General features: G+C 64.1%; 13 protein-coding genes. 11 read left to right on the top strand and 2 right to left on the bottom strand.

All coding sequences use genetic code 11. The annotated features are described in order from the left end of the window. The first annotated feature begins 3 nt into the window (after nucleotides 1-3). The 5 genes from QEN71_RS09770 (at nucleotide 4) to QEN71_RS09750 (ending at nucleotide 4,445) form a co-directional block, all read left to right on the top strand. Complete coding sequence (locus QEN71_RS09770) at nucleotides 4-384, top strand: PaaI family thioesterase (RefSeq protein WP_201649242.1); 381 nt, start codon at nucleotides 4-6, stop codon at nucleotides 382-384. A 245-nt stretch (nucleotides 385-629) separates the two neighbouring features. After that, the gene (locus QEN71_RS09765) at nucleotides 630-2,078 is read left to right on the top strand and encodes an NAD-dependent succinate-semialdehyde dehydrogenase (RefSeq protein WP_201649243.1); all 1,449 of its coding nucleotides are present in this window, start codon (nucleotides 630-632) and stop codon (nucleotides 2,076-2,078) included. A 378-nt stretch (nucleotides 2,079-2,456) separates the two neighbouring features. Then, nucleotides 2,457-2,948, top strand: a complete 492-nt coding sequence (locus tag QEN71_RS09760) for a hypothetical protein (protein WP_201649244.1) — start codon at nucleotides 2,457-2,459, stop codon at nucleotides 2,946-2,948. Nucleotides 2,949-2,983: 35 nt separating this feature from the next. Beyond that, a complete protein-coding gene (locus QEN71_RS09755) occupies nucleotides 2,984-3,400 on the top strand; it encodes a DUF302 domain-containing protein (protein ID WP_201649245.1) in 417 nt (138 codons plus the stop codon). Nucleotides 3,401-3,488: 88 nt separating this feature from the next. Then, a complete protein-coding gene (locus QEN71_RS09750) occupies nucleotides 3,489-4,445 on the top strand; it encodes a glycerophosphodiester phosphodiesterase family protein (RefSeq protein WP_201649246.1) in 957 nt (318 codons plus the stop codon). Nucleotides 4,446-4,455: 10 nt separating this feature from the next. Here QEN71_RS09750 and QEN71_RS09745 read toward each other — a convergent pair whose 3' ends face one another. Continuing rightward, the gene (locus QEN71_RS09745) at nucleotides 4,456-4,989 is read right to left on the bottom strand and encodes a TlpA family protein disulfide reductase (RefSeq protein WP_201649247.1); all 534 of its coding nucleotides are present in this window, start codon (nucleotides 4,987-4,989) and stop codon (nucleotides 4,456-4,458) included. Here QEN71_RS09745 and QEN71_RS09740 point away from each other — a divergent pair. After that, nucleotides 4,988-5,173 (top strand): hypothetical protein, encoded by a 186-nt coding sequence (locus tag QEN71_RS09740; RefSeq protein WP_201649248.1) that lies wholly within the window; start codon nucleotides 4,988-4,990, stop codon nucleotides 5,171-5,173. The two genes, QEN71_RS09745 and QEN71_RS09740, sit on opposite strands and share 2 nt — an antisense overlap. A gap of 77 nt (nucleotides 5,174-5,250) precedes the next feature. Then, nucleotides 5,251-6,333 (top strand): dicarboxylate transporter/tellurite-resistance protein TehA, encoded by a 1,083-nt coding sequence (gene tehA, locus QEN71_RS09735; protein ID WP_201649249.1) that lies wholly within the window; start codon nucleotides 5,251-5,253, stop codon nucleotides 6,331-6,333. A gap of 52 nt (nucleotides 6,334-6,385) precedes the next feature. Here the strand turns inward: tehA and QEN71_RS09730 are convergent, their stop codons facing one another. Next, entirely contained in the window at nucleotides 6,386-7,321 is a 936-nt protein-coding gene (locus QEN71_RS09730; RefSeq protein WP_201649250.1) for a LysR family transcriptional regulator, read from the bottom strand. A 154-nt stretch (nucleotides 7,322-7,475) separates the two neighbouring features. Between QEN71_RS09730 and QEN71_RS09725 the strand changes: the two genes are divergently transcribed. Genes QEN71_RS09725 through QEN71_RS09710 form a run of 4 tightly spaced genes read left to right on the top strand, consistent with a single transcriptional unit; the run spans nucleotide 7,476 to nucleotide 11,731 of the window. Continuing rightward, nucleotides 7,476-8,684, top strand: coding sequence for an amino acid aminotransferase (locus QEN71_RS09725; RefSeq protein ID WP_201649251.1), 1,209 nt, complete (start codon nucleotides 7,476-7,478; stop codon nucleotides 8,682-8,684). A 22-nt stretch (nucleotides 8,685-8,706) separates the two neighbouring features. Then, a complete protein-coding gene (locus QEN71_RS09720; protein WP_201649252.1) occupies nucleotides 8,707-9,510 on the top strand; it encodes a class II aldolase/adducin family protein in 804 nt (267 codons plus the stop codon). Next, nucleotides 9,507-10,490, top strand: a complete 984-nt coding sequence (locus tag QEN71_RS09715) for a 2-dehydropantoate 2-reductase (protein WP_201649253.1) — start codon at nucleotides 9,507-9,509, stop codon at nucleotides 10,488-10,490. Before QEN71_RS09720 ends, QEN71_RS09715 begins: the two co-directional genes overlap by 4 nt. Before the next feature lie 41 nt (nucleotides 10,491-10,531). Next, nucleotides 10,532-11,731, top strand: a complete 1,200-nt coding sequence (locus tag QEN71_RS09710) for a cytochrome P450 (RefSeq protein ID WP_201649254.1) — start codon at nucleotides 10,532-10,534, stop codon at nucleotides 11,729-11,731. Nucleotides 11,732-11,760 lie beyond the last annotated feature (29 nt).

Genomic DNA, 11,760 nt, shown 5'->3' with positions numbered 1-11,760 from the left:
CACATGCAACCGCCGCCGCTTGACAACCCCTTTCTCGAATCGCTCGCGGTTGAATTGACTGAGTGGCGCAGTGGCTATGCCGAGTTCACTATGCCTATCCGGCCGGAGACGTTGAATCGGCAGCGGGTTTTGCAAGGTGGTGCTATTGCTACTTTGCTTGACGCTGCCGCGGGCTATTCCGGGCTTTATAGCGAGGGCGATCCTGTTCATGCTTTTACCCTCTCGTTGACGATTAGTTATCTCGACAAAGGGCTTGGGGAGAAGGTCATCAGTAAAGGGTTTCTTGAGCGCAAAGGGCGGTCGGTGTTTTTTGCTCGTGCTGAGGCTTGGGTTGATGGGAGGGTTTTGATTGCTAGCGCGCAAGGCGTATTCAAATACGCGTGAAGTTTTTTTGTTGGCATCCGCGAATTCGTTTCTGTACTTCATGCGTTGCCCCTGTGGGGGCAACGCCTGAAGCACAGACAGCAAAACGCGGATGCCAGCGAAAACGACCCCAAGCCGCCCAGGCGCAAAAACCCGCTCTGCGGGAAAGAATCCCAGCAATCAGCTAAGATCAACGTCTCCCGGCCACCCCGGGGCGCGCGCAGCGGAAAACCGCAGAACAGAACCTTCCAGAGGAACGCATAGCAATGGTCACATCCAGCAGCTACACCGACACCCGTCTGTTGATCAACAACGAATGGTGCGACGCCGCCAGCGGCAAGACCCTCGACGTCGTGAATCCCGCGACGGGCAAGCCGATCGGCAAGGTCGCGCACGCGGGCAAGGCCGATCTGGACCGCGCGCTGGAAGCCGCGCAGAAGGGTTTCGAAGCATGGCGCAAGGTGCCGGCCAACGAACGCGCCACGACGATGCGCAAAGCCGCCGCCTTCGTGCGCGAACGCGCCGACAACATCGCGCGCCTGATGACGCAGGAGCAGGGCAAGCCGTTCGCCGAAGCGCGTATCGAAGTGCTGTCGGCCGCCGACATCATCGAATGGTTCGCCGACGAAGGCCGTCGCGTGTACGGTCGTGTCGTGCCGTCGCGTAACCTCAACGCGCAATCGACCGTGCTCAAGGAGCCGATCGGCCCCGTCGCCGCCTTCACGCCGTGGAATTTCCCGGTGAATCAGGTGGTCCGCAAGCTGAGCGCCGCGCTCGCGAGCGGTTGTTCGTTCCTCGTCAAGGCACCGGAAGAAACGCCCGCGTCGCCGGCACAACTGCTGCAGGCTTTCGTCGATGCAGGCGTGCCCGCCGGTACGGTCGGCCTCGTGTTCGGCGATCCCGCCGAGATCTCGAGCTACCTGATCCCGCATCCCGTCATCCGCAAAGTCACGTTCACCGGCTCGACGCCCGTCGGCAAGCAACTCGCCGCGCTCGCGGGCCAGCACATGAAGCGCGCGACGATGGAACTCGGCGGCCACGCGCCCGTGATCGTCGCGGAAGACGCCGACGTCGCGCTCGCCGTCAAGGCAGCAGGCGGCGCGAAGTTCCGTAACGCGGGCCAGGTGTGCATCTCGCCGACCCGCTTCCTCGTCCACAACAGCATCCGCGAAGAATTTGCCGCGGCGCTCGTCAAGCATGCGGAAGGCCTGAAAATCGGCGACGGTCTCGCCGAAGGCACGCAGCTCGGGCCGCTCGCGAACGCGCGCCGTCTGACGGCCATGGCGAGCATCATCGAGAACGCCCGCACGTCGGGCGCGAAGGTCGCGACGGGCGGCGAGCGCATCGGCTCGGAAGGCAACTTCTTCGCGCCGACCGTGCTGACGGACGTGCCGCTCGAAGCCGACGTGTTCAACAACGAGCCGTTCGGCCCGATCGCGGCAATCCGCGGCTTCGACAAGATCGAAGACGCGATCGCCGAAGCGAACCGTCTGCCGTTCGGCCTCGCGGGCTACGCGTTCACGAAGTCGTTCCGCAACGTGCACCTGCTGTCGCAGAACCTCGAAGTCGGCATGCTGTGGATCAACCAGCCCGCCACGCCGACGCCGGAAATGCCGTTCGGCGGCGTGAAGGATTCGGGCTACGGCTCGGAAGGCGGACCGGAAGCGATGGAAGCCTATCTCGTGACGAAGGCTGTTACGGTGATGGCGGTTTAACGCCCGCACACGCGTCTGCGATTTAATCTGTAGACAAACCGCCCGCCACAATGGCGAGCGGTTTTTTTTCATCTTGTTGCAAGCACGCGAAGAAGCGGTTCGTCGGACGAAACGAAAGCTGTCGGTAAAACTCCCGATTGGTAGCGCTGCTCAGCGCTCCTAGCATGGCGATCGATGCGTGAGCCGCGCATCCCTTTGCTCATATCGTTGCCGTGATTTCAAACACGGCGAATCGATCCCGTTCTACTACTCATTGTGCTGCTGCCGGCAGCTACCCCCGGCGTTCGCCATGCCGCGCGCGTGACAAGAACAACGAGAACGCACTGCGCCCGGGCATCGCGCATCGTCCGTCACGTCACACGTCACTGGAGAGTTTCGATGATTTTTCATGCGTCCATTCCCACGCAAAACCCCGAGCGCGTTGCGCGCGCTCTTGCCGAAGTGTGGGGCGGTTTCGCCGCGCCGTTTTCGCCATTCGAGGGCGCCTGGATGGCGGTAGCCGGCGACGATCGCGGCACGATCATCGAGACCTATCCGAGCAACCTGACGCTCACGCCCGGCGACACGCGCGAGCCGACCGGATCGATGGCGGCCTCGCGTGCGCAATACAGCGGCTTCCATATGGCCGTCGCGTCGCCGCTGTCGGCGGAACAGGTGATCGCGATCGGCGAACGCGAAGGCTGGCGCGCGGTACGCTGCACGCGCGGCAATCATTTCTTCGACGTGATCGAGCTGTGGATCGAAAACAGCACGCTGATCGAAGTGCTGACGCCCGAGATGCAGGCGCAGTATCTGGCTTTCGCGACGCCGGAAAATTTCCGCGCGCTTGCCGAACAGGCAGCTTCTGCTTCTGTTGTTGCGGCGCAATGACTACACTGCGGTGAATGCGTTCACCGGAGTTTGCGATGACTGTCGCTGCACAATTCCCCGCGTCGGTTGCGACGTTCAGAAGCGAGCATGGCTTTTCGATCACGGTGGCGCGCCTGCGCGGCCTGCTCGCCGACAAGGGCATGACGATCTTCGTCGATATCGATCAGGCCGACGCCGCCGCGCAGGTGGGCATGACGCTGCGTCCGATGCGTCTGATCGTGTTCGGCAACCCGAAGGGCGGCACGCCCGTGATGCAGGCGAATCCGTGCGCCGGGTTGCTGCTGCCGCTGAAGGCGCTCGTGTGGGAAGACGACGCGCACGTCACGTGGCTCGCGATTGAGGACGTGACGGGCGCGCTCGTCGACGGCTACGGGCTGGAGACATCGCTCGTCGAGCCGCTCGCGAAAGCGAAAGCCCTCGTGCAGATGGCGGCCGCGCGCGATCTTGCGTGAGTTGTCGTCGTTCCATCCGCAAGTGTCATGAAGCCTTGCACATAATGCGCAGGGCGCGACTCTTCACGACATGACACTGATGCACAGGATGCGGATATCCGGACTGGCCTTTGCGTTGTTCCTTCTTGCGGCGCTGCCCGCATCCACGACGGCGCCATTTGAAGCGGGGCGTGCTGCCACGCTGCCCGCGCTGATCGCGCATCGCGGCGGAACAGCCGACTATCCCGAGAACACGTTGATCGCCATCGAAGGCGCGCTCGCGCATCACGCCGACGTGATCTGGCTCACCGTGCAATTGAGCCGCGATGGCGTGCCCGTGCTGTATCGTCCGAAGGATCTGTCCGCGTTAACGGATGCGAGCGGTCCCGTCGCGAGCCGAACGGCGTCGGAACTCGCGCGTGTCGACGCGGGCTGGCAGTTTGAATCGTCTAAGGCGCCTGGCGTCAAACCGTATCGTTCGAAGCCGGTCGGCATTCCGACGCTCGAAGACGCGCTGCGGATCATTCCGAGCAACATGCCCGTCGTGCTCGACATGAAGGCATTGCCTGCCGCGCCGCAGGCGGCCGCCGTCGCGCGCGTACTCGATGCGCTGAACGCGTGGCCGCGCGTCACGCTCTATTCGACGGAAGCCGATTACCAGAGCGCGTTCGCGCAGTATCCGCAGGCACGCGTATTCGAATCGCGTGATGCGACGCGCCAACGGCTTTTCGGCGTCGCGTTGACGGGGCAGTGCGAGGCGCCGCAAGCAGGCACGCGCGCAGGCTTCGAACTGGGCCGCAAGGTCGAACTGATCGAGCGCTTCACGCTGGGCGAAGGCCGCTCGATCTTTACGGCGCGCACATGGACGCCTGCATCCGTGCAGTGCTTCCGCCGCGCAGCGGACACATGGCTCGTGGCATTCGCTGTCAACGACGAAGCCGCCTATCGCGAAGCCGCGTGTCTGCACATGGACGCCGTGCTCGTCGATTCGCCTGAAACGATGTCGCGTGTGCGCGCGAAGCTGCAATCGGCACCGCTCGACTGCTCCGCGGAGACGGGCGATTGAGCACGCGTTCTTAGTGGTCGGAGGACGTTGCCGCGATGGCCGCCGCGAGCAACGCTTCGAGTTTCGAAGGATCCGCGAGCCCTGTGATCGTCCCCACCTTGCGACCGTTGCCGTCGTAGACGACGGTGAACGGCACCGCGCCGCGCGTATCGCCTTCGCGCAACATCGTCGCAATGCCGCCCATCCCCGCGAGATAGAGCGGGTAATTCATCCCGTAGTCATGCGCAAACGCGCGCACGGCAGGCGCTTCATCGAGCGCGACGCCAACGAACTGCGCCTTGCCGCGATACGCATTCTGCAACGCGATGAACGCGGGCACTTCCGTGCGGCACGGTCCGCACCACGGCGCCCAGAAGTTGACGACGAGCGGACGTCCGCGATAACGCTCGAGCGATTCGAGCTTGCCGTCGAGCGGCTGCAATTGCGTCTGATAGATCGTGGACGGCGCAGAGGGGGCAGCGGCGAGGGCTGATGTGGTCGTGCAAGCAAGCGCGATGGCAAAGCACGCAGCGCTTTTGCCGAGCATCGCTGAAACGGGGTTCATGTCTGACGAAACCTTCATGGACGAAATCGAAAAGCGCCGAGCTTACGAATCGCAGCGCTCGCGGCAAATGCTCGCGCGGCTCGAATTCCTGCTCGAACGGCTCATCGCGTTTAGACCATTCGGCGAGAACGGCGCGATGATCCGTTCGAGCATCTTGTCGAGTCTTTGCGGCATTCGCGCGTAGAAACGTCTTCCTTAAAGTGCTCTTCATCGGCGCAGCGCAGGCAACACGGACCGCGATGCGCACCACAGGAGATTGAGATGCAAGCGAAGACAAACGAGACGGTGATGCCCGCTTCATTCTTCGGTATTGCCGTGGGTCCACTGGCGCTCGCGAACGCCTGGCGCGTCGCGGCGCGTATCTGGCACGTCCCGGCGGGCGTCGTCGACACGCTGACGTTCGTCGCACTGGCCGTCTGGGTCGTCGTGCTCGCGGCTTATGCGCGCAAGTGGTACGTGCAACGTTCGCACGCCCGGGCGGAATGGCAGCATCCGCTGCATTCGTCGTTCATCGCGCTCGGCCCGGTGTCGAGCCTGCTCGCCGCGCCCGCGCTGCTCAACTACTCGCATACGGCGGCGATCGTCGTGTTCGCGATTGCCGTCGTAGCGCAACTCGCGATCGGCATCCATCTGCAAGGGCGTCTCTGGCAAGGCGGTCGCAACCCCGAACTGACGACGCCCGCCATCTATCTGCCCGCCGTCGCGCCGAGTTTCGTCGCGGCGACGGCGTCGGCATCGTTCGGCTGGCATCAGGTTGGGATGCTGTTTCTCGGTGCGGGCATGCTGTCGTGGCTCGCGATCGAATCGCTGATCCTGCATCGGGCCGCCGTGCATAACCCGCTGCCCGAAGCGCAACGTCCGCTGCTCGGCATCCAGATCGCACCGCCCGTGGTGGGCGGCGTGGCCTACATGAGCGTCACGCATGGCGCGCCCGATGTGTTCGCCTTCGCGCTGCTCGGCTATGGCATCTATCAGGCGCTGTTGACGCTGCGTCTGCTGCCGTGGATCCGCCGTCAGCCGTTTGCGCCGTCGTACTGGGCCTTCACGTTCGGCGCCGCCGCGCTGCCGACGTTCGCGATGCGGATGGTCGAGCGCGGCGCGACGGGCGAGATCGAATGGCTTGCCGTGGCGCTGTTCGTTGCTGCGAATGTCGTGATCGGACTGATTGCGGTGAAGACAGTGCGGGCGTGGATCGGTGGGCGGTTGCTGCCGAAGGTTGAGGCGGCGCAAAGCGTGCCTGTTCAAGCGGTTCAAGCGCCTGCTCAAGCGCCGCGTATCGCTCGCGTCGTCCGGCTCGTGAAGCAGGCAGCGAGCGCGAACGAAGCAGGTCGCCGCATCGCCTGACACCGTTCACACGACGACGCGCTGCGCCTCCAAACAGGGGCGCAGCGCGTTTTCATTTCTGGCCCGCCGCCCCTTGCGTCTCACGATCCCACGCTTTCAGACTCACGCCGAGAAACTCCGCGAAGCCATCGGCGGGCGGCGACAGCGAGCGATCGACGGGCCGATAGATGCACACTTCGCGTATCGTTTCCGGCTCGACCACGCGCCGCATCGCGAGTCCGAAGGTCTGCGCGAGCGGCTTCACATACGCGGGCGCGAGCGTGACGGCGAGACCCTGCGCGGCGAGACCGAACGCCGTCGTCACGTTGTCGACGACTTCGACGGGCGCGATGCGCGCATCCGATGGCTGGTCGGTCAGCATCTGCGCGACGCTTGCTTCGTGATCGCGGCCCGTCGCGATGATGGGCGTGCCGCGCAAGTCCTGCCAGCGAAGGCGTCGACGGCGCGCGAGCGGATGATCTTCCGCGCACCACAACACCCACGGGCTTTTGAAAATCGCTGTGCGCTGCACGCGGTCGCCCGTCGCGCGATCGGGACCGACGGCGAGATCGACGTCGCCGCTCGCTACGCGCTCGACCAGTTGCTCGACATCCGTATCGACGACGCGTACGACGACTTTCGGCTTCTCCTGCGCATAGCCCGCGATCGCGTACGGAATGGCCGTGCTCGCGAGCACGAGCGGCGCGCCGACTCGCACGATGCCTGCCGCGCGGTTGCGGATGTCGCTGGCTGTCTGCTCGGCCGCGCGCAGGTGCCGCAGCACGGATTCCGCCGACGGGAGAAAATCGCGGCCTGCCGTGGACAGACTGACGCGCCGCGTCGTGCGATCGAACAGACGGAAGCCCAGTTCGCGCTCCAGTTCGGCGAGCAACTGGCTCACAGCGGACGACGTCAGACCCAGCCGTTCCGCCGCCGCGGCAATGCCGTTCTGATCGACAATCGCGAGAAACGCCTCGAATTGGCGTATGGTGATGCGTGTGAGAGCCATCGGCCGATTCTAAAGCTAAACTTACGAATCATCCAAAATCGATTGATTGTGACGACGCGCGCTTTTCGACACACTGTTTCGCACGCGCAGGCTCATGGCTTCACGACCTCTCGCAAAGTTCAGCAGCATCCAGCACACACTAGAGACAACCACCATGTTCGAACACATCCCCGCCTATCCCGGCGACCCGATCCTGAGCCTCAACGAAGACTTCCAGCGCGATCCGCGCACGAACAAGGTCAATCTGAGCATCGGCATTTACTTCGACGAAAACGGCACGCTGCCCGTGATGTCGTCGGTGCGCGAAGCCGAGGCCGCGATCGTCGCGCAGGGCACGCCGCGCTCGTATCTGCCGATGTCGGGCCTGCCTGCCTATCGCGACGCCGCGCAGGCGCTCGTGTTCGGCACGGACAGCGCAGCGCGCGCCGCGGGCCGTATCGCGACGGTGCAGACGGTGGGCGGCTCGGGCGCGTTGAAGGTCGGCGCGGATTTTCTCAAGCGTCACTTCGCGGGCTCGCAGGTGTGGCTCTCCGATCCGAGCTGGGAAAACCACCGCGTCGTGTTCGAAGCGGCGGGTCATACGGTCAACACGTATCCGTACTACGACGATGCAACGGGCGGCCTGCGCTTCGACGCGATGCGCGACACGATCGACGCGTTGCCCGAGCGCAGCATCGTGCTGCTGCATGCGTGCTGTCACAACCCGACAGGCGTCGATCTGACGGCGGAACAATGGCGTGAACTCGTGCCCGTGCTGCAACGTCGCAAGCTCATCGCATTCGTCGACATGGCGTATCAGGGCTTCGGCGACGGCCTCGAAGAAGATGCCGCATGCGTGCGCCTGCTCGCCGACGCCGACGTGCCGATGATCGTCGCGAACTCGTTCTCGAAGAACTTCTCGCTGTACGGCGAGCGCTGCGGCGCATTGAGCGTCGTGTGCAAGGACGCCGCGGAAGCGCAGCGCGTGCTCGGCCAGCTGACCTTCACGATCCGCGCGAACTACAGCAATCCGCCGATGCACGGCGCGCGGCTGGTGGCGGGCGTACTCGGCGACGCGAAGCTGCGCGCGTCGTGGGACGACGAACTGCGCGTGATGCGCGATCGCATTCATGAAATGCGCCATGCGATTCACGAAGGCCTCGCCGGACGCGTCGACGAAGTGATGCGCGCGCGTTACACGGCGCAGGTCGGCATGTTCACGTACACCGGTTTGTCGGCGGATCAGGTCGAAACGCTGCGCGTCGAGCACGGCATCTATCTGCTGCGTTCGGGCCGCATGTGCGTCGCGGGCCTGAATCGCACCAACGTCGCGTATGTCGCTTCGGCGATCGCGTCCGTTGCCGGAAACAGCGCGCGCGCATAACGACGCTCACAGGAGAATCGCCATGGAGATCATGGAGCGAGACACACAGAACGCGCCGTCGATGCATCCCGACGAATGGCAGGCGCGCGTTCAATTGGCCGCCTGCTATCGCGTCTTCGATATGCTGGGCTGGACGGAACTGATCTACAACCACATCACGGTGCGCTTGCCCGAAAGCGTGACGGGCGGAGCGAAGCAATTCCTGATCAACCCATTCGGCCTGCATTACAGTGAGGTCACGGCGCGCAATCTGGTGAAGATCGATGCGCAAGGGCGCATCCTCGACGGCTCGACGTATCCGGTGAATCCCGCCGGTTTCACCGTGCACGCGGCGCTGCACGAAGGCATCGCCGATGCGCATTGCGTGATGCATACGCATACGACGGCGGGCGTCGCCGTCGCGTGCTACGAAGGCGGGCTGGAGCAGACCAACTTCTACAGCGCGCAGTTGCACGAGCGCATTGCGTATCACGATTTCGAAGGCATCACGATCCACGCCGAAGAGGGGCCGCGACTCGTCGAGCATATCGGCGACCGGCAAGCGGTGATTCTGCGCAATCATGGTCTGCTCGCGTGGGGCACGACGCTGCCGCAAGCGTTCGCGTATCTGTGGACGCTGAATCGCGCGTGCGAGATCCAGGTCGCGACGTTCGCGATGGGCCGCGCGCGTCCGGTGACGGAAGCGATTGCCGCGCAGTGTTCGCGCGATGCGTTGCAATTCGACGTGCGCTACGGCGCGGGTCAGGACGTGTTCGCTGCGCTGGTGCGCAAGGTCGACCGGATCGACGCGAGCTATAAAGACCGAAGCGAGGAAGAACAACGATGAAGGTATGCATTTACGGCGCGGGTGCGATCGGCGGATGGATGGGCGTGAAGCTCGCGCAGGCGGGCTGCGACGTGAGCGTGGTCGCGCGCGGCGCGACGCTCGATGCGTTGCATGAACACGGTCTGCGTCTCGTCGAAAGCGGCGAAACGCACACGGTCGCGGTTAAGGCGAGCGACGATCCCGCGGCGCTCGGCGCGCAGGATCTCGTGATCGTCGCGGTGAAGGCGCCGGGCATGGCGAACGTCGCGCAACACATCGGACCGCTGCTGGGCGCAAACACTATCGTGCTGACGGCGATGAACGGCGTGCCCTGGTGGTTCTGCGCCGGCCTGCACGGCGAGTTCGCGGGCGCGCGCCTCGCTTCCGTCGATCCCGACGGTTCGATCGCCGCCGCGATTCCCGCTGAACGCACGCTCGGCTGCGTCGTGCATGCGAGTTGTCGTGTGGATGCGCCGGGTGTCATCGCGCATCATCAGGGGCGAGGGCTGATCGTCGGCGAAGCGACGGGGCAAGCGAGCGAGCGCGTGGCGTCGCTGGTCGAACTGCTGCGCAAGGCGGGTTTCGACGCGACGGCGTCCGCGCAGATTCAGCGCGACGTCTGGTACAAGCTGTGGGGCAACATGACGATGAACCCGATGAGCGCGATCACGGGTGCCACCACGGACAAGATCCTGAACGATCCGCTCGCGCGAGATTTCGTCACGCGCGTCATGCTGGAAGCGAAAGCGATCGGCGCGCGCTTCGGCATTCCGATCGAGCAGGCGCCCGAAGATCGCCACGCCGTCACGCTCAAGCTCGGCGCGATGCGCACGTCGATGCTGCAGGACGTCGAAGCGGGCAAGGCCGTCGAACTCGATGCGCTGGTCGGCGCGGTATGCGAGCTTGGCAAGCTGACGGGCGTCGACACGCCGTATGCGAACGCGCTGTTTGGGCTGGCTCGCCTGCACGCCCAGGTGCGTGGGTTGTATCCTCTCGGCTGACGCATCACGACCCACTATTTTTCAGCCCCACGCAACAAGCAATGAAATTCACCGATCTCTCGTCCCCGGCTTATTTCGACGATCCTTATCCGTTCTATGAAGGCATCCGCAGCGCGGGCGCCTTCGTTCCGCTCGCGCCCAGCATCCTGCTGACGGGCCGCCACGCCGTGATCGATGCGCTCTTGCCCGATCGACGTATGGGCAAGACGTACATGCCCAGCGTAGTCGCGCGTTATGGCGAGACGGCGCGCGAACAGCCGGTGTTTCAGGCGCTCGAACGCACGTTCCTGATGATGAATCCGCCCGCGCACACGCGTCTGCGCGCGTTGCTGATGAAGGCGTTCAATGTGCGGCAGATCGAAACGCTGCGCACGATCGCGGAAGAAACCACGGACAGCCTGATCGACGCAATGCAGGGCAAGCCCGAAGTCGATCTCGTCAGCGAGTTCGCGATGCCGCTGCCGTTGCAGATCATTTGCCGTCTGCTCGATGTGCCCGTCGAGGAAGGCGAGCGTTTCGGCGATGCGGCGAGCCTGCTGGTGTCGGCATTCGATCTCGCGCCGATGTCGCCCGAAGCGCTCGCTAAAGCGAATCAGGCGGCGCTCGATCTCGAACAGTATTTCCGCGCGGTGATCGCAGAGCGGCGCGCGGCGCCGGGTCACGACATCATTTCGTCGCTGATTCAGGCGGAAGAGGGCGGCGAGCGGCTGTCGGAAGACGAGATCGTGTCGAACGTGATTCTGCTGTTCGTCGCGGGACACGAGACCACGTCGAACATGCTCGGCAACGCGCTGATCGCGCTGCATCGGCATCCGGCGCAACTGGAACGATTGAAGAGCGATCCTGCGCTGGTATCGAAGGCGGTGGCCGAATGCGCGCGCTACGACACGGCTGTGCAAATGGTCGTGCGCACCGCATTCGACGATATCGACGTAGACGGGCAGACGCTGCCGCGCGGTTCGATCGTGTTCATGCTGCTCGGCTCGGCGAATCGCGATCCGGAGCGCTTCGAAGCTGCCGACAAGCTGGATATCGACCGCGAGCCGTCAGGGCATCTGCTGACGTTCGGCGCGGGCATTCACTATTGCCTCGGCGCGCGACTCGCGATGATGGAACTCGAAATCGCGCTGCACAAGCTGTTGACGCGCCTGCCGCAACTGCGGCTTACGAACCTCGATGCATTGCAGTGGCGCAGGCGGAATAATCTGCGCGGCGTCGAGAAGCTGACTGCCGCGATATGAGTGGATGCTTTCGCGAGATACGTGTGAGT

Origin of the sequence: Paraburkholderia sabiae (assembly GCF_030412785.1) — a bacterium.
In the GTDB taxonomy this organism is placed as follows: Bacteria; Pseudomonadota; Gammaproteobacteria; order Burkholderiales; family Burkholderiaceae; genus Paraburkholderia; species Paraburkholderia sabiae.
This window is presented reverse-complemented; position numbering and strand designations above follow the sequence as displayed.

Bases quoted from the DNA above. Each gene is read 5' to 3' on its own strand.
- QEN71_RS09770 (WP_201649242.1), top strand. From the start codon at position 4: ATGCAACCGCCGCCGCTTGACAACCCCTTTCTCGAATCGCTCGCGGTT.
- QEN71_RS09765 (WP_201649243.1), top strand. From the start codon at position 630: ATGGTCACATCCAGCAGCTACACCGACACCCGTCTGTTGATCAACAAC.
- QEN71_RS09760 (WP_201649244.1), top strand. From the start codon at position 2,457: ATGATTTTTCATGCGTCCATTCCCACGCAAAACCCCGAGCGCGTTGCG.
- QEN71_RS09755 (WP_201649245.1), top strand. From the start codon at position 2,984: ATGACTGTCGCTGCACAATTCCCCGCGTCGGTTGCGACGTTCAGAAGC.
- QEN71_RS09750 (WP_201649246.1), top strand. From the start codon at position 3,489: ATGCGGATATCCGGACTGGCCTTTGCGTTGTTCCTTCTTGCGGCGCTG.
- QEN71_RS09740 (WP_201649248.1), top strand. From the start codon at position 4,988: ATGTCTGACGAAACCTTCATGGACGAAATCGAAAAGCGCCGAGCTTAC.
- QEN71_RS09745 (WP_201649247.1), bottom strand. From the start codon at position 4,989: ATGAACCCCGTTTCAGCGATGCTCGGCAAAAGCGCTGCGTGCTTTGCC.
- tehA (WP_201649249.1), top strand. From the start codon at position 5,251: ATGCAAGCGAAGACAAACGAGACGGTGATGCCCGCTTCATTCTTCGGT.
- QEN71_RS09730 (WP_201649250.1), bottom strand. From the start codon at position 7,321: ATGGCTCTCACACGCATCACCATACGCCAATTCGAGGCGTTTCTCGCG.
- QEN71_RS09725 (WP_201649251.1), top strand. From the start codon at position 7,476: ATGTTCGAACACATCCCCGCCTATCCCGGCGACCCGATCCTGAGCCTC.
- QEN71_RS09720 (WP_201649252.1), top strand. From the start codon at position 8,707: ATGGAGATCATGGAGCGAGACACACAGAACGCGCCGTCGATGCATCCC.
- QEN71_RS09715 (WP_201649253.1), top strand. From the start codon at position 9,507: ATGAAGGTATGCATTTACGGCGCGGGTGCGATCGGCGGATGGATGGGC.
- QEN71_RS09710 (WP_201649254.1), top strand. From the start codon at position 10,532: ATGAAATTCACCGATCTCTCGTCCCCGGCTTATTTCGACGATCCTTAT.